General features: G+C 50.5%; 21 protein-coding genes. 12 read left to right on the top strand and 9 right to left on the bottom strand.

Annotated elements, in window-relative coordinates:
- Positions 1-25 precede the first annotated feature (25 nt).
- Positions 26-2,830 (top strand): putative LPS assembly protein LptD, encoded by a 2,805-nt coding sequence (locus tag ACG2E4_RS03275; RefSeq protein WP_395275699.1) that lies wholly within the window; start codon positions 26-28, stop codon positions 2,828-2,830.
- 154 nt (positions 2,831-2,984) lie between these two features.
- Here ACG2E4_RS03275 and ACG2E4_RS03270 read toward each other — a convergent pair whose 3' ends face one another.
- The 6 genes from ACG2E4_RS03270 to ACG2E4_RS03245 form a co-directional block, all read right to left on the bottom strand.
- On the bottom strand, positions 2,985-3,581 hold the full coding sequence (locus tag ACG2E4_RS03270) for a riboflavin synthase (protein WP_395275698.1): 597 nt from the start codon (positions 3,579-3,581) through the stop codon (positions 2,985-2,987).
- Positions 3,582-3,665: 84 nt separating this feature from the next.
- The gene (ribD, locus tag ACG2E4_RS03265) at positions 3,666-4,796 is read right to left on the bottom strand and encodes a bifunctional diaminohydroxyphosphoribosylaminopyrimidine deaminase/5-amino-6-(5-phosphoribosylamino)uracil reductase RibD (RefSeq protein ID WP_395275697.1); all 1,131 of its coding nucleotides are present in this window, start codon (positions 4,794-4,796) and stop codon (positions 3,666-3,668) included.
- Between the two features lie 208 nt (positions 4,797-5,004).
- Entirely contained in the window at positions 5,005-6,765 is a 1,761-nt protein-coding gene (locus ACG2E4_RS03260) for a SurA N-terminal domain-containing protein (protein ID WP_395275696.1), read from the bottom strand.
- Between the two features lie 289 nt (positions 6,766-7,054).
- Complete coding sequence (locus ACG2E4_RS03255) at positions 7,055-7,987, bottom strand: MlaD family protein (RefSeq protein WP_395275695.1); 933 nt, start codon at positions 7,985-7,987, stop codon at positions 7,055-7,057.
- Positions 7,971-8,741: an ABC transporter ATP-binding protein gene (locus ACG2E4_RS03250; RefSeq protein WP_395257342.1), complete on the bottom strand. Its 771-nt coding sequence runs from the start codon at positions 8,739-8,741 to the stop codon at positions 7,971-7,973. Before ACG2E4_RS03250 ends, ACG2E4_RS03255 begins: the two co-directional genes overlap by 17 nt.
- A 13-nt stretch (positions 8,742-8,754) precedes the next feature.
- Entirely contained in the window at positions 8,755-9,492 is a 738-nt protein-coding gene (locus ACG2E4_RS03245) for an MlaE family ABC transporter permease (protein ID WP_395275694.1), read from the bottom strand.
- Positions 9,493-9,616: 124 nt separating this feature from the next.
- Between ACG2E4_RS03245 and ACG2E4_RS03240 the strand changes: the two genes are divergently transcribed.
- Both ACG2E4_RS03240 and aroC read left to right on the top strand, forming a co-directional pair.
- The gene (locus tag ACG2E4_RS03240) at positions 9,617-10,714 is read left to right on the top strand and encodes a potassium channel family protein (RefSeq protein WP_395257338.1); all 1,098 of its coding nucleotides are present in this window, start codon (positions 9,617-9,619) and stop codon (positions 10,712-10,714) included.
- 154 nt (positions 10,715-10,868) lie between these two features.
- On the top strand, positions 10,869-12,071 hold the full coding sequence (gene aroC, locus ACG2E4_RS03235) for a chorismate synthase (RefSeq protein ID WP_395275693.1): 1,203 nt from the start codon (positions 10,869-10,871) through the stop codon (positions 12,069-12,071).
- A gap of 388 nt (positions 12,072-12,459) precedes the next feature.
- Here aroC and ACG2E4_RS03230 read toward each other — a convergent pair whose 3' ends face one another.
- Positions 12,460-14,787, bottom strand: a complete 2,328-nt coding sequence (locus ACG2E4_RS03230) for a S46 family peptidase (RefSeq protein WP_395275692.1) — start codon at positions 14,785-14,787, stop codon at positions 12,460-12,462.
- Positions 14,788-15,261: 474 nt separating this feature from the next.
- Here ACG2E4_RS03230 and ACG2E4_RS03225 point away from each other — a divergent pair, with 474 nt between their 5' ends.
- From ACG2E4_RS03225 to ACG2E4_RS03195, 7 genes are all read left to right on the top strand, one after another.
- The gene (locus ACG2E4_RS03225) at positions 15,262-15,612 is read left to right on the top strand and encodes a hypothetical protein (protein WP_395275691.1); all 351 of its coding nucleotides are present in this window, start codon (positions 15,262-15,264) and stop codon (positions 15,610-15,612) included.
- Positions 15,613-15,671: 59 nt separating this feature from the next.
- Positions 15,672-16,382, top strand: coding sequence for an RluA family pseudouridine synthase (locus tag ACG2E4_RS03220; RefSeq protein ID WP_395275690.1), 711 nt, complete (start codon positions 15,672-15,674; stop codon positions 16,380-16,382).
- Between the two features lie 234 nt (positions 16,383-16,616).
- Positions 16,617-17,114, top strand: coding sequence for a Dps family protein (locus ACG2E4_RS03215; RefSeq protein WP_395257328.1), 498 nt, complete (start codon positions 16,617-16,619; stop codon positions 17,112-17,114).
- A gap of 82 nt (positions 17,115-17,196) precedes the next feature.
- Positions 17,197-17,487: a hypothetical protein gene (locus ACG2E4_RS03210; protein WP_395275689.1), complete on the top strand. Its 291-nt coding sequence runs from the start codon at positions 17,197-17,199 to the stop codon at positions 17,485-17,487.
- 99 nt (positions 17,488-17,586) lie between these two features.
- Entirely contained in the window at positions 17,587-18,408 is an 822-nt protein-coding gene (locus tag ACG2E4_RS03205) for a mechanosensitive ion channel family protein (RefSeq protein ID WP_395275688.1), read from the top strand.
- A 199-nt stretch (positions 18,409-18,607) separates the two neighbouring features.
- Entirely contained in the window at positions 18,608-20,749 is a 2,142-nt protein-coding gene (locus tag ACG2E4_RS03200; protein WP_395257322.1) for a DUF349 domain-containing protein, read from the top strand.
- Positions 20,750-20,887: 138 nt separating this feature from the next.
- Positions 20,888-22,156: an MBL fold metallo-hydrolase gene (locus ACG2E4_RS03195; RefSeq protein ID WP_395257320.1), complete on the top strand. Its 1,269-nt coding sequence runs from the start codon at positions 20,888-20,890 to the stop codon at positions 22,154-22,156.
- Positions 22,157-22,427: 271 nt separating this feature from the next.
- Here ACG2E4_RS03195 and ACG2E4_RS03190 read toward each other — a convergent pair whose 3' ends face one another.
- Entirely contained in the window at positions 22,428-22,904 is a 477-nt protein-coding gene (locus ACG2E4_RS03190) for a hypothetical protein (protein ID WP_395257318.1), read from the bottom strand.
- Between the two features lie 380 nt (positions 22,905-23,284).
- On the opposite strand from ACG2E4_RS03190, the gene ACG2E4_RS03185 reads away from it, so the two are divergent.
- Both ACG2E4_RS03185 and ACG2E4_RS03180 read left to right on the top strand, forming a co-directional pair.
- Positions 23,285-23,899, top strand: a complete 615-nt coding sequence (locus ACG2E4_RS03185) for a TIGR04282 family arsenosugar biosynthesis glycosyltransferase (RefSeq protein ID WP_395257316.1) — start codon at positions 23,285-23,287, stop codon at positions 23,897-23,899.
- A complete protein-coding gene (locus ACG2E4_RS03180) occupies positions 23,896-24,582 on the top strand; it encodes a TIGR04283 family arsenosugar biosynthesis glycosyltransferase (RefSeq protein WP_395257314.1) in 687 nt (228 codons plus the stop codon). The genes ACG2E4_RS03185 and ACG2E4_RS03180 overlap by 4 nt, the downstream gene beginning before the upstream one ends.
- 174 nt (positions 24,583-24,756) lie before the next feature.
- Here ACG2E4_RS03180 and ACG2E4_RS03175 read toward each other — a convergent pair whose 3' ends face one another.
- Positions 24,757-25,941: a CynX/NimT family MFS transporter gene (locus ACG2E4_RS03175; RefSeq protein ID WP_395257312.1), complete on the bottom strand. Its 1,185-nt coding sequence runs from the start codon at positions 25,939-25,941 to the stop codon at positions 24,757-24,759.
- Positions 25,942-26,028: the final 87 nt, after the last annotated feature.

Genomic DNA, 26,028 nt, shown 5'->3' with positions numbered 1-26,028 from the left:
TCTTTTTTGGGTTATTACTCTTCTGATGATAAATGGTATTGCAGCTTCATTTTTTATGGATAATGTGGTGGGTCTACATACGAAGAGTTGCGTCGGCGCACTGCTGCTGTTGTTCCTGCTGGGTTCTGCTGAAAGATTGTATGCCCAGGTCGATCAGGCTCAGCCCGATACCGTAGAGACAGATACCCTGCAAGACGCTCGCCAGACTCCTGACCTGCAACAGCAGCAGCGTCAACAGATGCAGCGTGCAGGCCAACAGGGGCAGATGGGCGCGGGACCTGGAGGAGGACAGCCCCAGCAGGAGGGGCAAGTCAACTTTTCTGCGCGTGATTCCCTGGTGTTCAACTTTAAAAACCAGCGTAATGCCACGCTCTACGGTCAGTCGAAGGTGACCCACACCTCGGGTGAACTTACAGCGGGAAAAATAACGATGGACCTGAACAGGCATGAGGTCAATGCCAGTACCCAGACCCCGGAAGATTCCCTCTCACAGCCGGTGCTGCAGCGAGAGCAGGAACGCATACGAAGCAACAGCATCAGTTTTAACTACCAATCGGAGAAAGGGCGGTTCGAAGTTGCGCGTACGAAGATGCAACAGGGAAACCTGATCGGCCAAAGAGTCAAAAATGCCGATCGGCACACCGTCTTCGTGGAAGATGGCATCTACTCCACCTGTACGCTGGATCATCCCCACTATTATATCAAGGCCGACCGGATGAAAGTGGTGGACCGGGATGAAGTGTTCTTTACCCGGGCCCGGCTCTTTATTCTCGATATCCCCTACCCGCTGGTGTTCCCGTTCGGATACCTCCCTCTCAAGGGCATCGACCAGCGGCAGTCGGGTCTCCTGCAGCCCACGTACGCCTTCCAGGAGACCGATTCAAGGGGGCTGGGTCTGCAAAACCTGGGATGGTTTCAGCATTTTAATGAACACCTCGTGGGCCAGGCCTCTGTAGATATTTTTACCTCCGGGACCTTCTTCCTGGATGCCAGCTCCCAGTACAATGTGAGGGATCGGTTTAACGGCAGTGTTCAGGTCGGGTATTCGCGCGAGAACTCCAGCCTCGAGGCCACCGATCCCGGTTTCAATACCACGGTTGCCAAACGGGTGAGCATAAATCACAGCCAGACCATTTCGCCGTATGCCAGCTTTTCGACAAACATAAATTATCGAACCTCGAATTATTTCAAACGTAACTCCTACGATCCCAACGAGCGGGCTCAAACCAGCACCAGTTCCAGCTTAAACTACCGGTACCGCCATCCCGAAAATGCCTATAATTTCAGTATCTCCGCCAATCAAAACCAGAACTTCAGGACCAATACGGTACGGCTGTCCGGTCCCAAAATGAATTTTAGCCTGGAGCAGTTTTCGCCATTTTCCAGTGGAAATCGAACCGGGGGAGATCCCACCTTCTGGGAACAGCTCAGTATTCGGTATCAAAACCAGTTTGAGTCGGACTACGAGTTTCAGCCCACCCGCGGAGACTCTGCCAGGATCAACTGGCTTGAAGCTCTTTTTGATCCCGCCAAGTACCGGGAAGCCACGGGAAGCGACGAGCATTTTCGCTACGGGTTTGAACAGAATTTGAGTTTCAGCCTCGGTGACCTGTGGCCGGGCAATTTTGTGAATTTAAACCCGAGCCTGAACTACAACGAGTACTGGTTTCCCACCAGCATCCGCAAGACGTTTAATCCCGATTCCAACAGGGTGGAGACGGAAAAGGTGCGGGGGTTTGAGTCGGCCCGCGATTTTAATACCGGCCTGAGCATGAACACCACCTTCTACGGGTTGTGGAACCAGAATATCGGCAATATCACGGCCTTCCGGCATACGGTTCGGCCTACGCTTTCCTTTAACTACAGGCCGGATTTCAGCAGCGACTATTGGGGCTATTACCGCGAGGTCCAAACCGATTCGACAGGCAACCGCACGCAGAAATATTCCATTTTTGAGGATGAGGTGTTCAGGGGCCCGGGCAGCGGAGAGTCCCGCTCATTGAGCTTTAGCCTGGACAACGTGTTTGAAGCCAAACAGGTAAAGCGCGATTCGCTCGGGGAAAAAAATGAACGGAACATCAGGCTTGTTGATCAGCTCAACTTTTCAACGAATTACAATTTTGCGGCCGACAGTATCAAGCTCAGTGACCTGAATGCGAATTTTTCAACGTCGGTGGTGGAGGGTGTGAATATCCGGGCCAGTGCGCGGTTTAATTTTTATCAGCGGGATGAAAACGGCCGAAAAATCGACAACTTTTTGTGGGAAAAAGGGAACCGACTTCTGGAACCGACGAACTGGAGCGTCAGTGCGAGCACCTCGTTCGACTGGGGCGGCCGGGGACAGGGCATCCAGATGGGGGAGCCGAGCTATCCCGCGAGCTATGACCCCTTTAACCAGCGGATGTTCCGGGGCTTTGATCCCCGTTTCAACCGGCGCCCGGTGCAGCCGTTGAATTCGCCGCTGAGGGTCTCGTTCAACTTTAGCTATCGCTGGTCGCTTAACCCAAATGGATCTCCCAACACTTCGGCTACGCTTAACGCCAACAACATCCAGTTTCGGTTGACTCCCAAGTGGCAGTTCAGCACACAGCTTGGATATGACTTTATTGACGAAGGGCTCACGCCATCCCGGTTTTCCCTGAGCAGGGATCTGCATTGCTGGAATCTTTCGTTTGAAATGAATCCATTTGGCGATTTCCAGTATTTTTTCTTTCGCCTGAGCGTAGACAGCGGTCAGCTGGCCGGTATTATCCAGAAACTACCGGGACTCAACAACCTGGAACGCAGCTCCTCACCAACCGGACGCGGCCGCGGCGGTTACGGATTCTGAGGTGTTCCGGACTGGATTTCTGATACTGGTTGACCATTATCTCCAAACAATCTTTATTACGAAATATGCAATCTCAACCCATAATTTTGTCATAAAACGTCGAAATAGCCCCCGCCTGACATCTGACAACCTCTCACCTCTCACGTCTGACGTCTCACACCTCACCTTTCACCTCCAAATTTCGTGCCACATATTTCCCCAGCACGTCAAATTCCAGGTTCACCATATCGCCTTCTTCTTTGTTTTGCAGATTGGTGTGTTCCCAAGTGTACGGGATAATGGCGACGGTAAACTGCGGTACGGTCTCCCGCGCAACGGTAAGGCTGATGCCGTCCAGGGCGATGCTCCCGCGGCCGACGATAAGATTTTTATGCTCCCCGGGGTATTCTACAGTGAGCAGGTGGTCGGTGCCTTCCACCTCGATTGAGGTAATAGTGCCGACACAGTCAACATGCCCCTGTACGATGTGCCCGTCCAGCAGTTTGTCCATCGTCATGGAGCGCTCCAGGTTGACCGTCTCCTGCTCTCTCAAATTGCCCATCGTTGTTTTACGCAGGGTTTCTTCCACGCTCTGTACAGTGAAAGATGTTTCATTACATTTCGTCACGGTATGACACGCCCCGTTGATACTGATACTTTGGTCGATTTTAAGTTCTTCGGAAAATGCTGCTGATATGATAAATTCCTTGCCGCCGTTCAGCTCGGTTATCTGGTTTATCAGCCCGGTCTCTTCGATAATTCCAGTAAACATCTGTTGGTCTGTTGAAATAATTGGGAATGTTCAACCGTAGCTCGTGTACTTTGGTTATAGAACATTCCAGTTAGCATTTGATAATTAAAGATATCCGGTCAGTAGGAGGTCGTCTCCCACCCGCTGCCAGGTTTCCTCCCGGAGTTCAATGATCTCCTTCATCCGATTGATGCCCAGGCCCAGCAAGCTGCGCGTACCGCCGCCCAACAGCTTTGGTGAGATAAAAAGTTCCAGCTTGTCAACCAGCCGCTGCCTGATAAGCGCAGTAGCGAGCGACTGCCCCGCCTCCACCAGGATTGAAGTAATATCCAGCTCTGCGAGCCCCTGCATGGCCGACTCCAGATCGCTGTGCCCCTCAACTTCGGGAACCAGCAGTGTCTGTCCCCGGAAGTAGTTGGACTGCAGCATGTTCAGCATCGGGTCGGCTTTCTCTTCATACTTTTTTCGGTTGTGGGTAATGACGATCGTATTTTCTTCATATTGATCTGTAAACAGGTTGAGATCTTTCGGAAGCTCCAGGGGACCGTCGATTACTATACGGCGCGGCTGCCGCCCCTCCACGTGGCGTACCGTGAGGCGTGGATTGTCAAGCAGGGCCGTGTTGCGCCCGACCATCACGGCATCATAATGGCTTCGCCATCGATGCACCTGCTCGCGCGCCGCCTGCCCGGAGATCCATTGGGAATCGCCATCCGGCGCGGCGATATATCCGTCGGCAGTTTGGGCAATTTTAAGTGTAACAAAGGGACGATCATACCGCTGGTAGTGCAGAAAAAATTCATTCAACTGTTCCGCCTCTTCCTTCATCAGGCCAACATCCACGGTAATACCGCGATTCCGCAGGTATTTGATACCCTTGCCGTTAACTTTTTGGGTGGGATCCTTCATCGCCACCACCACCCGGCGTATCGGGAGTTCCCCGAGCATCTCGCAGCAGGGGGGCGTCTGCCCGTGATGGGCACAAGGTTCCAGGGTGATGTACACGGTAGCCCCCTTCAACAGCGCCTTATCTTTCACTTTTTGTACGGCATTTACTTCGGCGTGTGCCTGCCCGTAGCGCTCGTGGTAGCCCTGACTGATTTTTTTTCCCTCTCCGGAAACAATGACGCATCCCACTTTGGGATTGGGAGAGACGTAGCCCGCTCCCCGCTCTGCTATTTCGAGGGCAAGCTTCATCCATTTTCTGTCGGATTCGCTATAGCTTTGTGAACTCAAGGATGTAAGATAGAATTAGAAATTGATGGTCTGCAGGCTGTTAAAAAATCAGTATTTTGACCGATACCATATCAAACAAAACCTCTACGCTTGCCAAAACAGAAGTTTCAGGGTTTTCATTGCCACGATACCGGATAAATAAAAAGGGCAAGAAGATCGCTCCTCTTGCCCGGTGTTTAAAAAACGTTGTTTTATACTTTTATGGGATTTAGCCCTGGCGGAGCAGTTGTGCGCGGTTGTCTTCAATATCGGCGTCAGCCCTGAGCTGTTCCATCCATACCTGCATGTAGGATTTGCTTTTTTGCTGCTGAAGCTGCTGACGAATCTGCTGCCGGGTGCTGGTGGTCAGATCCTGCAGGTCAGCCTCACGTTTGCTCTCAACCCGTACTACAAATACAGCACTGTTGCCTTTGAGAACGTTTGAGGTCTCCCCTTCATCCAGGCCAAATACAGCACCGATCACTTCCGGCTCGCGGCCGGCCCCCTGTATGACCACGGAGCTTTTTCGAAGTCCTTCCTGTGTCATAACCTCTTTGCCCGAAGCACTGGCCAGTGCCTCAAGCGTGGAGTTGGAGTCGATCATGTTCTGAACCTGCTGTGCCACCTGCTCCTTGCGTTTTTCATTCAGTACCACGTTGTGAATCTGATCCCTGACCTCCTCGAACGGTCGGACGCCCTCTGGAATAATCTCATCCACTTTGAGCACGACAAACTGGCCGCTCAGCTCCAGGGGAGTAGAGATATCTCCTTCCGTGGATGTTTCCAGGTAGTTTAAAATCTGCCGGCTTTGACCGATGCCGGCAATAAAGGGATTGTCTTTGGTGGCAAATGCCTCCTGCACGGGGAGATTGCTGTTTTCAGCCTCGGCCTCAAATCCGTTCTGTTCGGCAAAATAACTGAAATCATCCGCATCCTGGGCTCTGGCATCCACTGTGTTTATGGGATCCGCCCGGATATCATAGCTGAGGACAACAAACTTCACCTGCTCCGGCGTTTCATCTATTTTCTTCAGCAGGTTTACTTTTCCCCCGGTTTGAATCGGTTCACTAACCTCTCCATTCTCGAGGTCCAGAACCGGCCGGAATTCCTCCCGAATTTCCGTCTTGTCCACAAATTCTGCGCTGTATTCGGTTGTCGATTGCTGCTGGAAGAGGAATAACGAATCATTTTCAGCCTGTGCGAAATCGTCGCGGATGTTGCGCAGGTCGCGGAACGTACGTGCGGTGTCTTCACTGGTCGGCGTTTTGTCAAAACTTACGTATTTGAACCGGTAGGACTCATTCTGTTCGTAGCGATCCTGGTTGTTATTGTAATATTCCCGCAGGTCGCTTTCGGTAACTTCAATAGTGCTGTCCGGAATTTCTGCATAGGGGAATCGCAGGTACGAGATGTCGGCCGTGGTGTTGTCGCGCAGATACTGCTGCTCAACTTCATGGCTGCTGACGACCATTGAAGACTGCACAAAATTGTTCATCTTTTCCTGGCGCCGCTTTTGGCGCAGTTGCTGTTCAATCATCACCCACACCTGGCTGTTTTCAGGTGATTCAATAGCCGCCTGGAGGGCGACCCGGTCGATGGTGCCATCCTCGCGCTGAAACTGTTGCCGTATAAACGGATCCGGATTTTCCCCGGTGATCATCTCAACAACCTCCTGGTCGGTCACAGTGATTCCCAGCTCGCTCATCTTTTGTTGCAACAGCTTGCTGGTTACAAGTTCATTCCAGGCCTGATCCTCGTAGTAAGCCCGCATCTCCGGGGTGATGGAGTTGCCGGTCTGCTGCGAATAGCGATCGATATATCCGCTAATTCTGCTGTTGTATTCTTCCATCGAAATGGGATCCCCGTTGACACTGCCCAGGGAGCGGGGACCTGCCTGCATGGCATCAAAAACCTGTGTGTCAGCCAAAATCCAAAGTACACCAAAAGAGAAAATCAACACCCAAAGGATTATCCCGGTGTTCTTTCTCATTCTCTCCATTACGCCCATAACAAAAAACCTCGTATCTACTACAAATTTCAGTTTAAAAAATCGTTACAAATGGCCTCGTAACAGCCTGTATAAAGCTTGTAAATATACAAGAAGCCTGAACTAAGAGCAATTAAGGGTTCGAAGTTAATTCTATTACGGGTCAAGGCCCAAAGTATTGTTTGCAAGAGTCTTTTCAGAACCTGATGTCTAACCATTAGGTTACATGATTCGAATGTTTTGTCGAGTCCTCTGCAAGGGTTGTTTAAACCGGTTTCGTCACTTCACATCCCTAAAAAACCTCTATAAGCCGCATGTGTTTGAGATATTTCTGAGGATCCTTGTTGATACCTTCGATCAGAGTTTTCATTTCCGCAGCCAGGCTGTCGTAACGGTTGTAAAGGGAGGGATCGTTGACCAGTTTGCCCAGCGTGCCGTCTCCATTCTCAATTTTACCCATAATGGTATTCAGCCGGTTCGAGGTTTCCGTCAGCTCTTTGCTCAGGAGTTCAACCTCCTGCAGGGAGCTGTTCATTTGAACCAGTGCGGAGTCGATCTGCTCCCGGTTGTCGGTGGTCAGCGTGTCAATGTTGGCCAATATGGAGTTGGCGTGATCGATGCTGGACTCCAGCTCATCGCGCTTGCCGTTGACAAGTTCGGAAACGTTGTTTGAAGTAGACTCAAGGTTGGAAAGCGTTTGTTCAATCCTGCCCCTGTTTTCTTTGGTCAGCGTGCGGTTGAGTTGTTCCAGCAGTGTATTAAGCTTGTTGAATGAGGAGGAGACATTGCTGCTCAGCTTTTCACCCTCGTTTTGGAGGGTCTCCATCATGCCGCCCTCGTACCGCCCCTTGATGTACCCGTCGTAGGGGACCAGCTCGTCGGATGTGCCTTTTTGGATGATAATTGCCTTTTCATTGAGAAGTCCCGATGACTCGAGTACGGCTACAGATCCCCTGGGGATGTCAACACCGAGATCGAATGTCATCCCTACAAGCACACTGTCTCCCCCCGCCAGCTCGATCTGTTTGACAGAACCGACCTTTACACCGTTGATATACACATAATTTCCTGCACTGAGGCCGTCCACACGGTCGAAATAGGCGTTTATTTTATGGGATTGCCGGAAAACCGGCATGTCTTGCATGACTCTGAACCCGAGAAACGCCACAACCAGCGACGCGATGATGGTGATTGCAACTTTCAGTTCGTTACTGATTTTTGCCAATGAAATTCTCCTTGTCTGTTTTTATTTGATATTCACTTGCCTTTATAAAGTCGAGTAGCTCTTTGTTGCCGCTGCTGCTCATGCTGTCGGTACGCCCGTGCCACCACAGTTTTTGTTCGTGCAGGAAAGCGACCTTGTCAGAAATATCCAGTACGCTGTGGATGTCGTGCGTTACCACAATAGAGGTGATGTTAAGATTGCTCGCCATTGAGGTGATTAGCGCGTTTATCTCATCGGAGGTTTGGGGATCCAGTCCCGAGGTCGGCTCGTCGTAAATCAAAAAGTCAGGCTGGAGCACGGTAGCGCGGGCCAGGGCCACGCGGCGGCGCATTCCGCCCGAAAGCTCACTGGTGTCTTTGTCGGCCGCTTCCAGCAGATTTACCATTTCGAGAGCCTCATGGACCTTCTCGGTGATCTTCTCCTCCGAAAAATCGGTAAAATACCGCATCGGGAAGGCCACGTTTTCGAATGTATTGATCGAATCGAACAGGGCCGATCCCTGGAACAGAACGCCAAATCGCTGGCGCATTTTGCGAAGCTCTACGTACTCCAGCTCGAAAACATTTTCGCCGTCGATAAACACCTTGCCGGAGTCGGGATACATCAGCGCGTTCAGGTGTTTCACCAGCACCGACTTGCCGCAGCCCGACCGACCGATAATGGCCAGGGTTTCCCCGTCTTCAATATCGAAGGAGACGTCCTGCCAGACCAGGAGGTCGCCGAAGCTTTTGGTTAGATTTTTTATCTCGATCATATAATCCTGCAATTTACAACATTATGGCGGCTAATAAGAAATCTGCCAGCAAAACATATATACAACTTAATACGGTGGCCTGGGTCGTACTGTTTCCCACCCCTTCGGCTCCACCGGTTGCAAAATATCCCTTGTAGCATGATATTGACGTGATTACGTAGCCAAATACAAACGCTTTGAGCAGGCCAAAGGAGACATCCCAGGGATAGAAAAACTCGCGGGCCCCCTGCATATATTCGGCCGCCGGCACAGCACCGGAAACTACAGCGGCGACGAGTCCGCCGGAAATACCCGATGCCGAGGCCACGATATAAAGTATCGGAAACATGATGAGGCCCGCCAGAACGCGTGGTACCACCAGGAACGAAACGGAGTTGAATCCCATCGACTCCAGCGCGTCGATCTGTTCGCTTACCCGCATCGTTCCCAGCTCGGTGGCAATGCGTGCGCCCACCTTGCCTGCCAGTACCAGGCTGGTAATCACGGCTGCAAGCTCAATCAAGATCGATTCCGAAACAATAGCGCCGATGACCGACTGCGGAACATAGGCGATTTCGAGCTGGTAGGCCGTCTGAAGCGTCATAACGGCCCCGGTAAATACCCCCGTCAACAATACTATGGGTAACGACTCATAGCCTATCTTAACGAGTTCATTGACCAGGTTGTTTTTGTAATTATTATACTCATAGGAAGATCGAAGTGCGCGATAAAGCAGCAGTCCGTATTGTCCCAGTTTCTCTAGAGCTTCCATTCGGGTGTTTCGGTTTATATTTTCAGGGGTGGAAACTATTAAATTTACAAGTGGTTTTCATTTCATACGCTTTATTTTTCGGCTATATTGTCAACTTAATTTCCGACCAGTTCGTTTAAACACCGTGAGAAATATCTATAATGATATTATAAATAATATTGTCGCCTTCAGGATACTGGGGGCCACCGGTATTCTATGCATCATCTTTTTGGTGGGGTCGGCGGGATATCACCTCATAGAAGGTATGGATTTTTTTGATGGCTTCTACATGACCTTCATCACGATAACGACCATCGGGTTTTCCGAACTGCAGAACCTTTCCAACGCGGGGCGGGTCCACACGATGGCCCTGTTTGTGATGGGAATCGGGGTAATATCGTATATTGCCTCTCAGACAACACAGCTTATATTTGAAAGTGAAATTTTTAGAAAACGTGCTATGAAGAAGCAGCTGGAAAAGATGGAGAATCATTACATAATCTGTGGATATGGCCGCATCGGGCACCGTATCGGGCAGGTGTTGCGGGATGCGGACATCCCGATAGTGGTGGTGGAGAACCGGGATACCAGCATTGATCGAATCAAAGAGGATAGGCTCTTGTACGTGGAAGGAAATGCGCAGGAAGAAAATGTGCTGATTGAAGCGGGTATTGAACGGGCCAAAGGGCTTATATGCACGCTTTCGCGCGATCAGGATAATGTATTTGTAACGCTGATTGCGCGCGAACTCAACGAAGATATTTTTATTTTGGTACGTACCAACCAGCGCTCCAACACAAAAAAAATATTGCGTTCAGGGGCCAACAAGGTGATCTCTCCCTATGAGGTCGGCGCCGACCGGATGGCCAACGTGATACTGCGTCCGCATGTGGATCAGTTCATGGATAAAATTCTCGGGGGAACTACCCAGGACCATATTTTTGATGAAGTAAAAGTGTTCGAGGGGTCCGATTTGGCTGGAAAAACACTTTCAGAAGCGCGAATCAGGGAAAAATATTTTGTCGTTATCATTGCCATAATTCCCGAGGGAGATGCAAGTCGCATCAAGTTTAACCCGGGCAGCAGTGATAGTATCGAGGTTGGGGACTCCCTCGTTGTGCTTGGAGATGTTGACCGAATTGAGCAGCTGCGCGAAAGCGGCTGTGATGATACGCGCACCCTGGAAGAGCGGGTCTCCCGCCATGATTATATTAAGCACGAGCATATTGATATTGAGACCTGACGGCGAAAATAAAGGAAAACCCAGGTATGAAAGATTAAATCCTCTGAATATTAAACCCGCCTGTGCGGTTGATTTACAGCAAATAAGGAAGTTTGTGAACTGGCGTACAGGATAGAAAATTGCAATCTAACAACCCGTTTTACCCTACTACAGCATGATTCGATATATAACAGCAGGAGAATCGCACGGTCCACAACTAACCGGAATTATAGAAGGTATTCCCGCCGGTCTCCCGATTACAGAAGATGAAATTGCCCTTCACCTGGCGCGCCGCCAGAAAGGATATGGCCGCGGTGGCCGGATGGCATTTGAAAAAGATAGAGCAGAAATACTGTCGGGCGTCCGGTTTGGGAAAACGATGGGAACCCCCATCGCCCTGCAGCTGCCCAACCGTGCGTTTGAAAAAGATGACACCGGCTGGCCCAAAGTAATGAACAAGGAGGGAGACGGCGAAGATGTAGACCCGATAACCGTCCCCCGGCCGGGACATGCCGATCTCGTGGGGGTTCAGAAATACCGGTATGACGACATACGGCCGGCTATTGAGCGGTCCAGCGCCCGCGAGACGGCCATGCGCGTGGGATTAAGTGCGATTGCACGGAAACTGCTCAAGCATTTTGGTATCGAAATCGGCGGTCATATAATTCGTATCGGCAGCGTGGGATATGAAGATGAGTGGCAGGATGTGCGTGCCGTTGCCGATCCCCTGATGGAGAAGGGGGCCGAAACGATATTTCGGGCTGCTGACGAGTCTCCCGTGCGCTGCCTCGATGAGGAGCTGACCCGCAAAATGCGCGAAGAGATCAAGCACTGGAGAAAAGAGGGAAGTTCACTCGGCGGCCACTGGGAGGTTGTAGTAACGGGTGTGCCCACCGGGCTGGGCAGTTTTGTGCACTGGGATCGCAAGCTGGAAGGTCAGCTGGCCCAGGCCATCATGGGTACTCAGGCGATGAAAGGGGTGGAGGTCGGGCTCGGCTTTGAGGCCGGTCGCCGCCCGGGACATCAGGTCCACGACGAAATCACCCATGAAAATGGAGCGTTCCGGCGCCGGACCAATCGGCTTGGCGGCTTCGAAGGAGGCGTCACCACCGGCATGCCAATAGTCATTCGCGGGGTGATGAAACCGATTCCCACCATGCTCACGCCCCTGAAGACCGTGGATATGAATACGAAGGAGGAGATGGATACCCGCTACGAGCGCTCTGATGTATGTGCGCTGCCTCGAGCGGTGGTCGTAATCGAAAATGTGATCGCCCCGGTAATCGCGAACGCTTTCCTGGAAAAATTCGGCGGTGATTCGGTCGAGGAGATTGAAGAGCACTACCAGTCGTTTAAAGCAAGCAAAAAGAGGAAGTAAAAACCGGGACTTCTCCTCTTCAACAGGCTTTAAACGTTGTGGACGTAAGAGTAGGATAACCTGAATTCGACATAAGGATCTCAACCAGAATGCCTGTTTGCGTTGAAATGGCAAGAAACGAGTCCCTCTTTGAGGAGGGTGGCCCAATCGCGTGGCTCTCGCGATTGGGCCGGAAGGTGCAGGTCTGAGATAGAGAATAACAGCCCTCCTGCCTTGGGCAGGGCGTTGCTAGACCATAGTTCTGCCCAATTTCGTCATTTTTGCACATTTGAAATCCTCATTTATGAGGTATAAGCTTCGGTTTTGAATGGGCTCATGGGTTGATCTTGGACAAATCCCCTGGTTTTGCAACGCTTTCCTGCAATTCAATTGGCTGCACGGAAGTTTGTTATTCCGCGGCTTCCGGCAGTGCATTCGCCGGGTTATTCCGTATGATATCCAGTTCTTCCAGCAGCCGGTCGGCCCTGCTGTACTCCTCCATCAAAAACAGCATGTAGCGGATATCTACGTTGATGGTACGGTTAAGGTCGGGGTCGTAATAGTAGTCGCCAATTACCCCCTCGTAGTTGCTATCGAAGGCGATACCCACAATCTCTCCGTCACCGTCCAGCAGTGGACTCCCGGAATTCCCTCCCGTTATGTCATTCGTAGTCAGCAGGTTGACAACAAGGTGACCGGATTCCGTTGTATAGGGAACGGAGGCGGGATCCTTTGTATACCTGTTTTTGTAGTAGTCCTCGAGCTCCTGCGGGGCATCAAACGGCTCCTTACCGGTGTCTTTGGCGATCATCCCTTCAAATGTGGTGTAGGGCGAATTATAAAGGCCGTCGGTGGCGCTGTACCCGAGTACGCGTCCCCCGCTGAGCCGGAGCGTGAAGTTGGCATCGGGATATTCTGTGGAGTCCTGCCGGAATTGTTGCATGCCCTCCACGTACCGTTCGCGGGCAGGATTAAGGTAGGCAAAATGCTGGGAGTAGTTGTTACGGCTAAATTCAAAAGCCTCATACATGGCACGATACAGCTCTACCAGCGGGTCGACCGGCCGGGGGGATGACTTTCCGACAGGAGAAGCAAGGAGTTGTTCCGCCTGGGCGGGGCTGTAAATCATCGATTTTTTCAGCCGGTCTTCTACATAATGATTGATCGCTTTTGCCAGCGCATCCCCCTTTTTATCTGAGAAAAGATCAACGAAAAAGAGTGGTTTTTTGCCGGCGGGCAACGATGCCATGATATGGAGCATCTGCTGCAGCATCATGGTTTGGGCCTCGGGGTTGACCGATTCCAGCATCTGGCGGTGCTGCATCAAAAGGGTGTCTTTTCGGCCGGCACTAAAGGAGAGACTGTCGGGATGCTCAACGTAGGTAAAATAGTCGTCATACAAACCGGCGGCCTGCAAAAGCGTGCTGTTGTTTAGTGCATAATAGGTGCCATACAGCAGATCCCCAGTTTGCGAAGCGATATCAAATGCCTGCTCCAGCTGGCTGAGTACACGCCCGTAGCGCAGATCGCGGGCCGAATCACTTTCCACCCACTGCCGGAACTGCTGTTCCTGTTCTTTTTTTCGCTGCACGATTCCGTACTTGTCAAATCCATCCTGAACACCTTTGAGGTACTTTAGCGTGTTTGCTACCGAGGCGCGGTCAGAGGCCTGCTCAACTCTCACATCCTCATCCTGCTCCGCCGCATACTCCATCGCATCGTGGATCGCCTGGAACGCCTTGATCATTACGGGATTGCGCACATTCTGGTAAAAGCTGAATGCATAGCTGCTCTGGTAGCGGTAGGTGGAACCGGGAAACCCCAGGGTCATGGTAAATTCGGTTGGTTTCGCTCCGTCTGCGTCAATAGCCAGGTGTCGTGAGGGCGTAAATGGGATGTTTTGTTCATCATAGGTTCTACCGCTGCCGTCGGGGCCCACGTAAGCGCGAAGGAAAGCATAATCACCGGTGTGGCGCGGCCACTCCCAGTTGTCTACATCCCCGCCATATTTACCGATGGACGAGGGCGGGGCGTACACCAGCCGGATGTCCCGGATCACTTTGTAAACAGCCATAAACTGGCGATTGCCGGCCCAGTAATCGTCGATCTCTACCACCAGGTCCTGGTTGCCCTCTTTTCGCTGCTGAATTAGCTGCTGCCGGACCTGCTGTTCCAGCTCGCTGCGTTCATAATTGTTGAGGGTATCCGGGATCTTAGCGCTGATCCGTTCCGTTACTTCGGTCTGTTCAACCGGGATATAAAGGGAATACCCCTCAGCCGGAATTTCCTCTGCTCCGTTCTCAGCGTAAAATCCCTGCTCAAGGTAGTTCTGCCGGGCCGTACTTGCCGAGGTGATGGCATCGTAGGCTACGTGATGATTGGTCAACAGCAGTCCCCGTTCCGAGACGAAAGAGGCCGTCCCTCCGCCGCCTTCACCGATATTCAGGCGAACAATGGCCTGGTTTAGTGAAGGAGTGTTGGGGCTGTAGATTTCATCGGAGGATAGGCGCAGACCCTTGGAAGCCATTTCGGCATGAACAGCACCCTCAATTTGGGGCAGTAGCCACATGCCGGCATCATTGGGGGTGTCGCCGAAAAGATAATGGGTCGAGAGGTCGGGAAGCTCCCCTGCTGCATCACGGGAGGAATCCGGCTGCTGAAGGCTGGCAGTGCTTGAACAGGAGGTAAATAGCAACAGACCCAGAAAAAGGGGAATCCAATATCTGATATTTGACATGGGAAGAAAGTTATTCAACTGGTAAATGGTTTTCGGAAGCGCTGTTTGTTTTGTTCTTTAATTAAAATGCCGGCCTGTTGTTCAGAACTACATCTTTGAATTCCGTTTTATTCATGTGCTGCCAAACTTGTTTTCTGCTAACCTGCAGCGATCCGGACTGACAACGGCTGGCTTGCATTGCGTTACTGCAAGATTGTAATAATTCAAGGATTCAAAAAACGGAAAACATACCTATATTAGACGCAGGCAAATATAAAATACTAAATACGAATATTTTAATTCGGTTATTGTGAAAATCGGATGTCATCTGGTGTTATGACGATCAGATTCATATGGCAGCAAGCCGTACGCTGTTGGATTTTTGAGTGATTTAACAGGGCATGAACCCAAACTCCAGCACGTAGTCTCGCACAAATAACGACTATACTAATTAACCAATAACCACATTAGCGAACCTATAAGTCACCTTTCAATATGATTTACAAGCAAAATTACTTTTATCTCTGTAAAACTCCGTTAAGTGCAGAAGGACCGGAAGATGTAGAAATTATTACACGGGCTGACAATAGCGAGGATTTCCCCCGCGTTTTCAAGGAATACGAAGAGCTGCGCTCGCACGCTTTTAACGAGGATAAGCTGTACAGCGTTGTGCGTGCCGATGACGTATACGACCTGATCCGGACCGGTACAAAAGAAGAAGCCAAAGAAGCCGCTTTTGAACAGGCACAACAGGAGATTATTACCAATCTTCAGCACCGGGTTATGCAGGATGAGGACAAAGATGCAAAGGCCATTCTGAGGGAAGTTCACGGTGTGGAAGGGTAAGACGGGCTCTTCCCTACCAGTTTAACATAACAATACCGGACAAGGACTTCACTTCATCTATGGGTAGAAAAAGAGAATTTTATATCGTTCACCAGGACAAGGATATCTTTGTGGTGGACAAACCCGCCGGTCTCCTTTCGGTTCCCATCCCAAACAGCAATGTTAAAAACCTTTTCGACCTTGTTGCCGAACATCTTGGCAGGCATGGGGTGCGCGTGGGCAGCGTGCATCGCATAGACCGGTATACCAGCGGACTCATGGTATTTTCCAAGAATGAACGCGCGCATCACAACATGCTGGAGCAGTTTAAAAATCATACACCCGAACGCTGTTACCTTGCTATTGTTCGCGGCGTGTTGAAGGAGGATGAGGGAGAGCTGATTCACTACCTGAAGCTGATAAAGGAGGGCTTTCGGAATATTGTGGTAGACAAGGAGGAAGAGGGTGCCACGTATGCCCATCTTACCTACAAAGTGAGAGAGCGGTTTGCGGAGAACACCCTGGTTGAGGTCTACCTTGACACGGGACTGAAAAATCAGATTCGCGTGCAGTTCAACGAGATCGGTCACCAGCTGGTGGGAGACCAGCACTATGCGCCCGAAGAGGAGCAAGAGCCGCTCATCAACCGCCAGGCGCTCCACGCCTACCGTTTGGCGTTTGAGCATCCCCGTACGGGTAAAAAGGTGTCTTACGAGGCCAAAATACCGGCTGATATGCTCCGTCTCATCGACCGGTTCCGGTGGAACCGGGAGCGTGCCGAAGAATCCTGAATTTGCTGTTTCTCTTTTGTCCTTTCTATGCCGGATATAGGAAGTTCCTATCGAAAAAGAGGAATGATTTTCCCGCTTTTGATGTAGTCAATAGTGAATTGCAAAGCCAATGCAGGAACAAGCAAAGATAAAGAAAAATTGTCTGCGAGCGGTCTGTTGCCAGCTTGTCGAAAAGCAATATGAAGCAGGCAACAGCATTCATTATTCAACAAAATTATTAGGAGGTATTATACGATGAGCAACAAAGATGGAGTCATGGATATGGAAATCAATATCGGGCTAAGCGAAGAGGATCGGAAAGCGATTGCAGAAGGGTTGTCGCACTTGCTGGCCGATTCGTACATGGTCTATTTGAAGACGCACAACTATCACTGGAATGTAACCGGCGAACTTTTTCATCCGCTGCATGAGCAGTTTGAGCAGCAGTATACCGAGTTGGCTGAAGCCATCGATGAGATTGCCGAGCGGATCCGGGCACTCGGGCACAAATCTCCCGGCTCGTTCAAGGAATTTAACCAGCTGACCTCAATCAAGGAGGATCCCGAGAAGCCGAAAGCCCTGGAGATGGTGCGCCGGCTGGCCATTGCCAACGAGCAGGTGATCCGCACCGCACGGGAAGCGCTGGAAGCCCCTAAAAAAGCAGATGACGAGGCTACCATCGATCTGATCACCCAGCGCCTTAATGTGCACTCCAAAGCCGCATGGATGCTTCGCAGCCACCTTGAAGACTAAGGTGACCAGGTTGAAAATATCGATATTCGGCAATACCGGTTCCCTGTTAACTTTAAATCATTAAATACCAGAGGAGGTCACTATGGCCACTCGAGAACAGTATATCGAAAAACTCGAAAAACAGTTGCGTGAATGGAATCAGCAGATCGACACCCTGCAGGAAAAAGCGCAGGGAGAGTCGGAGGAGATCAAGACAAAGATTTCCGACAGGCTTGAAGAGCTAAAAGCCAGGCGCAGTGAATTGAACGAAAAACTGGATCGCATTAAAGATTCAGGCGAAGAAACCTTCGAAAAAATAAAAGAGGATGCTGAAGTCCTGTGGAAGGATGCGAAAGAGGGATTTTCAGAAGTGCGTTCTATCCTGAAAGGGTAGAAAACACAATTAACATAATATTTATCTAATTTAAGGCAGCATTTCGAAATGCTGCCTTAATTTTTTAGTACAGCCTAATTCAAAATTACAGGAGAAATGATGGAGAATATCAATACACTATGGCAGACTGTCAGGGAAGATCTTGCCACCTACGGCCTTGATGTGATCGGGGCCCTTGGCATATTGATTGTCGGTTGGATCGTGGCAAACTGGCTGAGCAAGAGAGTACGTAAGGCTACCGCCAAAACCGAACGAATTGATGACACCATATCACCCATTTTGGTGAAGGGTACAAAAATTATAGTGCTCGTTATTACCATCCTGGCGGTATTGAGCAAGTTTGGGGTGGAAACGGCCAGTATTATTGCCGTGCTCGGTACGATCGGACTGGCCATCGGGCTGGCCCTGCAGGGCACCTTGAGCAATATCGCTTCCGGCTTTATGCTGCTGGTACTTCGCCCGTTCAATGTGGGAGACGCTGTGGATATCGGGGGTACCTCCGGGGTGGTCGATGAGATCGGCCTGTTTGTAACCGAGATGCACACTTTCGATAATATCGGCGTCACCATGCCAAACTCCCAGATCTGGGGTGGGAAAATTGAAAATTACACGCGCCACAACACCCGGCGCGTCGACATGGAGATCGGTATAAGCTATGAAGACGACATTGATGAGGCGATGGCTGTCATCAAAGAAATTCTGGATGCGGATGAGCGGGTTCTTTCCGAGCCGGAGCCGCTTATTGCCGTGGGAAGTCTCGGGGACAATGCCGTGGTCCTGTTCGTACGCCCGTGGACTGCTACTGAGCAGATCTGGCCGCTGCGGTACGATTTGACCAAGAAAATAAAGCAGCGTTTCGACAAGGAGGGTATCAGTTTTCCGTTCCCCCAGCGAGACGTGCACCTGTTCCAGCAAACCTGAAGCCGTGACCGCACAGGATGCATGATCCGTTGCTGTTTAAAAATGTGAAGCCGGCCGCTGGGTCGGCTTCCTTTTTTTACTTGACAGAAGAAGTTTGTAATAAATTGTATAGAAATATTATCTTAGTTCAACTTAACGAGTTTTAAAATATTGCAAAGGATAGGTCTCTAAAGAGGGAAAAGGGTCCCGGATTGAAGTTATGAGTGAAGAAACCAAGACAACAGTGGATGTGGAATTTGAAAATAAATTCTCCTATTTGACCGACAAGGGAGAGCTGATACTAAAGGAAACAAGCCTGTTTGGCGAACGGAAAATCGCAGAAGTGACAGACGAGGAAGAGCTTTCTGAAACGGTGGATGAATACCGGGAAATGTTCCAGCAGCTCGAGGACAAAATTAAAGCGTTTCTCGGGAAGGATGAGAAAAGTGCTGATAAAGTGGAAGCACTGATTAATGAGCTCAGGGAAGCACAGGCAATTGGCGATTTTGAGGAACTGTACAATCGGTTAAAAAAGGAGAAAGAACAGTTGAAAGAAGAAAAGTCCAAAGCGGAAGAGCCGGTGAATAAGCAGGAAGCTGAATCAGCTGTCAGCCCTGAGGATGGCGAGAAAAAGCCGGAAACCGATGAAGCTGAAAAACAGGAATCGGAGGAACCGGAGGAGCAGACCGGCCTTGGGTACTATAAGGAGCTGGTCGAAAAGGCGGAATCGCTGGCCAAGCAGTCTGACTGGCCCTACATCACGATGGAACTGGACAACCTGGGCGGCAAATGGGATGAAGGCCCCGAGATCGAAGGTGAAGAGGATATCCTGAAAAACCTGCTGAAGCGGTTCCAGGAGGCGAAAGAAACGTTTGAGCAGCGGAAAGAGGAACACTACGAACAGCTGAACAAGCAGAAGAAAAAGAACCTGGAAAAAAAGCAAAACCTGCTTGAACAGCTGACCGAGATTGTGGAAAACAAAAACTGGACGGCAACCGACAAGGTCAGCAGCATCAGGGGCCAGTGGAAAAGTGTTGGTATTTTACCTTCCGGCACCGGGGATGAGCTCGACGAGGAGTTTGAAGCCAGGCTAAAAGAGTTTGACGAACACAAGGTGGATCGCCTGGTAAGTAAACGCCAGCAGGAGGAAGACAATCTTACCGGCAAACTGATTGTGCTGGACAAGATGGAAGAACTGGCGGCCTCGATCGATGACAGTACAAGCGATTGGAAGGCGGTCGACAAGGAGTTTGACGATCTGACCAGGCAGTACAAGCGAATTGGCCGGGTTCCGGCTGAAAAATCGGACGAGGTGTGGGATCGATACAAGTCTGCACAGGACAAGTATTATGACAAGAAATACCAGCACGACGAGAAACATCGCCAAAAATTTGACAAGTATTACCAGAAAAAAGAGGATCTGTGCCGCAAGGCGGAGGCCCTGATGGACGAGGACAACCTGCCGAGGGCAGCCAAGGAGCTCAACAAGCTGCACCGGCGCTGGAAAAAGACCGGCAACCTTCCACAGCGCGATGAAGACAAACTGTGGGCGAGGTTCAAGGCGGCGACGGATGCCTTCAACGAATATAAATCCGAGCACTCGGATGAGCTGCGCAAGCAGGAGGAGGCCAACTATGAGAAAAAGGTTGAGCTGATTGAGAAGGCCCGCGAGATCAATGACACCACCGAGTGGGACAAAGGCCACAGCAAAATGCAGAGCCTGCTCGACCAGTGGAAAAAAGTGGGTCCGGTCCCGCGGAATAAATCCCGCAAGCTCTGGAAAAAATTTAAGGAGGCACAGGATGTATTTTATGAGCGCCGGCGCGAGCATTTCAAGGACAGGAAAGAGCAACAGAAAGAGAATCTAAAGGAGAAGGAACGGATTCTTGAAAAGTTGCGCGAGCTCGGCACGCATGATGATCCCATTGAGGCGGTTGAAAAGGCTAAGCCGCTGCAGGAAGAGTTTAAAAATATCGGCTATGTGCCAATAAAGAAGAAAAACGAGGTATGGAAACGGTATCGCGAGGCTTGTGATGTTATTTATGAGCGGTTTCGTGCGGCCAAATCGGGCAATAAGTTTGACCAGGAGCTGGCGAAAGCTGACCTGGAGCCCGACCAGCGGTCCAAAATTATGGATATCCGCAAAAAGTACAAAAAGGTGAAGCACGAGATGAATGAGCTGAAAGAGGAAGTGCTGCAATACCAGGAATCAAAAACCTACTTCAAATCCAGTGATGATGACAATCCACTTCTGAATGAGATACAGTCAAAAATTGACAAAGTGGAAGAAAAACTGCAGCAGAAACAGGATAAGCTGGACGAGCTGGATCAGAAGATTGATGAGTTACGAAGGGACGAGTAACGAATGACGAGACCGCAGGCTGGGAATAACAAATAGCGGGAATAATCTACAGGAACGGTTGCAGGCGGAACAACGGCTATTGATAACGCAGAAAAATGAATGGTTCAGGCAGGAAACGGTTGACAAAGGTCCCTTTTTGTGAGTGAAAAAAGAATAAATAAAAAGGTATTTCTTGTTTCGGAGTCCCCCTCCGATTTAACTGTGTTAACCCGGGCAATCGAGGAGAGCGGGTTGCGGCTGATCAAGGATAGAAATTCCGATAATGAGGAACTGGTAAACCGTATACGTACCAGCCATCCGGATCTTGTCTTTTGGGACAGCAGGGCATTTGCCACAGAGGCGATCTCCATAATTCAGGCCCTCAGAGACAACGCCGAGACGGAGTCGATGCCCGTATACCTGTTTCAATCAGCGAGGCAGGGAGTGAATGCCTTTCCGGCTGAATTTACCTCGTTTGAGCAAGTGACTGTGTTGGATGAGAATATCGATGCCCCCCAGGTACGTCGCCTCTTGAACGGTGTTCTGAAACCCAGCCTAGCGGTTAAACTGTGGGGAGTCCGCGGATCGACTCCATGTGCCAATAAAGAGAATATCGTTTACGGTGGGAATACCACCTGCGTGCAGGTGGAACTGCCATTTACCGACGAGTTGCTGATCCTGGACAGTGGTACCGGAATTCGCAACCTGGGCAACTATCTTTCGGCATTCCGGGAAGAGGTTACCGGCAATATATTTATTACCCACCCGCATTGGGATCATATTCAGGGCTTTCCTTTCTTTAAACCGATCTACAGTGCTGAAAATCATTTTGCCATCCACATGCCTCCCCAGGCCACCGGCGGGTGTCGTGAGATTCTTTCAGGCCACCTCTCCAAAACTTTTTTCCCGGTTACGCTGGATATGTTTGATGCCAGCCTCGAGTACGTCACCCAGGACACCGGAAAGCAGGAAGGCAACGGGTATTCCATAGAATACATGCTGGCAAATCACCCGATTAATACCGCTATTTACAAGTTGAAGGCTGCGGGAAAAACCATCGTGTTTGCCCCGGACAACGAGTTGCAACCGATCGATCAGAAATCCTGCGCCTTTTTTTACGAAAAGTTCAGGGAGTTTATCCGGGATGCTGATATTTTGATTCACGATGCCCAATATGACAAGATAAGCTACAGGAGCAAGGTCGGGTGGGGACACTCCGCGTGGGAGACTACCGTTGATTTTGCACGCCGTGCCGGGGTGAAAAATCTTTTGTTAACCCATCACGATCCGGATTCCGACGACACCTACCTGGCAGAACTGGATGAAAAAATAGAAAGAAAATTCGGGGAATATTTTGAATCCGTACAGCTGGCTAAAGAGGGAACCAAAGTAAAGCTGGAAGTCAGGGATCAGATCCGGAATGATTAGCAGAAGCCTTTGCAGAACCTGATCCTTAGTTGGGAGGTGGTTGTACACCGACCTTCTATAGCGCATAAAGCGGAAGTACAACTCCCTGCGAACGGTGATTCAAATGTTTTCCAAAGGATTCTGGCAGAGGTTTTATAAAATCGCTGCTATGCCCAATGTTAGCATTTCACGGGTTTGAAATTCTCATTTATGGTATAAAGTTATATCATTGCAGACCCCGGGAAGGGGCTGCTTCGAGAAGTAATCCCTTCTCAAACAACAGTAATCGGTATTACAGGTAAATCCGTACCCCCAGCGCCCCGCCGATGTCGAAATCAGTACTTGGCGCCAGGTTAATGGTGGGGGCCAGTTCCAGGAAAAGGCCTACCGGTGATTCTTCGAACAGATAGTTGATACCGACCGGTACGCGAACTCCGAGGACGGCATCATTTTCTGTAAAAATCAATCGCCCGCCGATACCATAGAACAGGGGGAGCTGGCCTTCCTCCACTTCGTCAAATACAGAATAATTGTGCCACAGGTAATCGGCATGCAGGTGGACCGCATCGTACTGCCCAAGCGACCATGCCAATCCCCCGTCAATGGCGTTTTGTTGCGACTGCCAGTATTTAAGGCTGATACCTGTGGGTTCGCCGACCATCAGGCCCACTCCGAGCTTGCCATCCTGGTTTTGAGCAACGGCAGAATGAGCGCTAAATAATAAACATAGTATTGAAACGGTTAACAATCCCGAAAGAGATTTCTTCATAGGTTGCAATAAGATTTTGATTATTTAGTAAGATTCGCTCGTCAAAGATGGTCTTTAAATTTAATAATTGCCAAAAAGTTTCGAACATGACAAATATTTTTCAGAAGGGCCCTGGACCAGGGGTTATATCTGGAATCAAGGTCGGATCAAACTCGAAACCAGGGTTTATCCCCCTGTAAATAAAGCTTTAACATTTGTGAAAACGCCGGGATTGGGCAAAATAAGAGTTTTTGAAAGTCCTCTTTTACGTAGAGCGATGATGATCACGGGTGGATTTTACACAAAATGGCCAAGCGGGGTGAAATTTCGATTCAGCATGGATATGTTACACTGGAATATCAACCGAGATCATAATCCTCAAAACACGTAATTGACAGCAGGTGCCAACAGAAGAACTTATACTTGTTTTCGTAAAGAATCCACACCAGGGAAAAGTCAAAACGCGGCTTGCTGAGTCGGTCGGCGCGCAGAAAGCGCTGCAGATATATCATCAGCTGCTCCGGTATACATGCGACGTTGTGAAGCCTCTTGAGGCCGATGTGCAGGTATGGTACTCCGACTATATTCCCCTTAATGACATGTGGGATGAGGTTGGGGCTGAAAAGAGAACCCAGATTGGAGAAACTCTCGGCCAGCGGATGAAACACGCGTTCAATTGCGGCTTTGCCGGTGGATACCAGCGCATTGGCATCATTGGGAGTGACTGTGCCCAGTTGGAAACCGACCATCTCCGCCAGGCCTTCCGGGAGCTGGAGGGAAATGAGGTCGTTGCCGGTCCATCTCGCGACGGCGGGTATTACCTGCTGGGGATGCGCAATTACTACCCGGAACTTTTTGAAGATAAAGAGTGGAGCACCAGTGGAGTTTATGCCGCCACAGTCGCCGATATTGATAGTCTCGACCTTTCATTTGCCGAACTCCCGGAACTCAACGATGTAGACACGCTGGATGACTGGAAAGAGGTCAAATACCGATTTGTTAACTCCCGGCCATGAAAATTAGCGTCATTATCCCGACCCTGAATGAAGAGGATATGATCGGTCGGACAATCCGGGCTGTAAAGAAGCGTTCCGGCGGCTACCTGGAAGAGATCATTGTGGTAGACGGTGGGAGCGCCGACCGCACGATTTCCCGGGCAAACCAGGCGGGGGCTACGCGGGTGCTGCAGACGGCCGAAAAAGGGCGCGCCCGCCAAATGAACAAAGGGGCCCGGCACGCCTCCTCGGAGATCCTGTACTTTTTACATGCCGATACCATCCCGCCCCATCAATTTGACGTGCAGGTGGCGGCGGCCTGCCAAAGAGGGGCCACTGCCGGTTGTTTCCGGCTTGCATTCGACCGCGATCACCCTCTCCTGAATTTTTATGCCTGGTGTACCCGGTTTGACCTGAACGCATTCCGCTTTGGGGACCAGAGCCTGTTCACCACCCGGACACTGTTTACACGTACCGGAGGATTTGATGCCGACCTGCTGGTCATGGAGGATAATATGATGGTGAGGAAAATAAAGAAATTAGACAATTTTGAAATATTGCCCGAGCAAGTGACAACCTCCGCCAGGAAGTATGAGAGGGTCGGTGTGGTTCGCCTGCAGCTGATATTTACGCTTATTTATGGACTGTTTTTCCTGGGCATATCCCAGGAGCTGCTGGTTCGCATCTATAAAAAGCTGATATAAAAAGGGAGCTCTTTGCAACCGTGTTGGGGTACTATCGTACCATTTATAGCTGAGACTATCTTTATTTCTGTATTTTAGTCTGCCCACTCAAGATATATTTGTCCTTTCATCGTTATTGTTGCTTGCCTTATTTCCCAAACAATATTGGTGGAAATCGGAACAGAAAAGCAGGAGTTAACACTTTTGGGGTTTTGCTGCCCCGAGTCCCACAAAAAGTTTAACCAGGAGAACGGCAAAAAGGAGTCCCAGCGGAACCAGCCAGGCCCCGGTAAAATCGTGAAGGGCCCCGAACAGGGTGGGACCGGTAGCGGCCAGCGCGTACCCGATGGATTGTGACATGCCGGAGAGCTCTGTCGAGGTTTCGGAGTTTTCGGTGCGAAGTACAATAAAGAGGAGGGCCAGTCCAAAGCTTCCTCCGAGGGCGATCCCGATAAGGGACACCCACAGCGGTACCCAAAATGTGCCGGGAAGTAATAGCCCGACAAGGCTGATAAGCTCCATAATTACGACAATCCAGACGGCAACGCGCTGGTCGCTCATCTGCTCAGCCCAGGTGGGAATAATGAGACTGCCCAGGATTCCCATTCCCTGCGACAGGGAGAGCATCCAGCCGGCATATTCGGCTGTCAGTCCCCGATCCACTAAAATTTCCGGGAGCCAGGCCAGCACAACATAAAAAGCAAACGACTGAAGTCCCATGAAAAGAGCCACCTGCCAGGCCAGCCTGGAACCGCCCAGGTCTTTCATTGCCTTAAGAAAACTGCGTGAATGTTTGGGGAGCGTGGTATTGCGGGTCTGGGGCAGCCACACCAGCAGGGCGATGACTGCGGGAAGGGCCCAGGCCCCCAGTGCCCAGCGCCAGCCCAATCCCACCTCAAAAGCCAGTGGAACGCTGATGCCCGCCGCTACCATGGCACCAAACGCCATGGCGCTGGAGTAAAAACTGGTCATTAAACCCGTTTTGTGGGGAAAATCGCGTTTTACCAGTGAGGGAAGCAAAACATTGCCAAATGCAATGGCGATGCCCAGCAGCAACGTTCCTCCGAACAGTGCCAGCGGAGACTCCAGCACGCGCAGCAGAATTCCTGAGGTCAGCAAAAGGAGCGCACCAGCCAGCGTCTCCTCAATACCGAACCGCTTGGTAAACAGGGGGGTAAGCGTAGAGAGGGCAGCAAATGCCAGCAGCGGCAGCGTTGTTAATAAACCCAGCAGCGTGTTGGAAAGTCCCGTGCTGTCACGAATCGCCCCGATCAAGGGGCCCACTCCCGAAAGGGCCGGCCGCAGGTTGATCCCGATTAAAAGGATCCCGGCTATGAGCAGAAATTGTTGAAGTGGTGACCGGGGTTTGGATGTAACCATCTGCAACGTTGATTAGCGGTTGAACAAAATGCAGCGGAAGATACAAAGCAATGGCAAAAAAGCCGAAGGCTAACACCTAAAATACCA

The organism is Halalkalibaculum sp. DA384, assembly GCF_043951955.1.
Classification (GTDB): domain Bacteria; phylum Bacteroidota; class Rhodothermia; order Balneolales; family Balneolaceae; genus JAMQKA01.
Note: the sequence above shows the minus strand (reverse complement) of the source record. Positions and strands in the feature narration are given on the sequence as shown.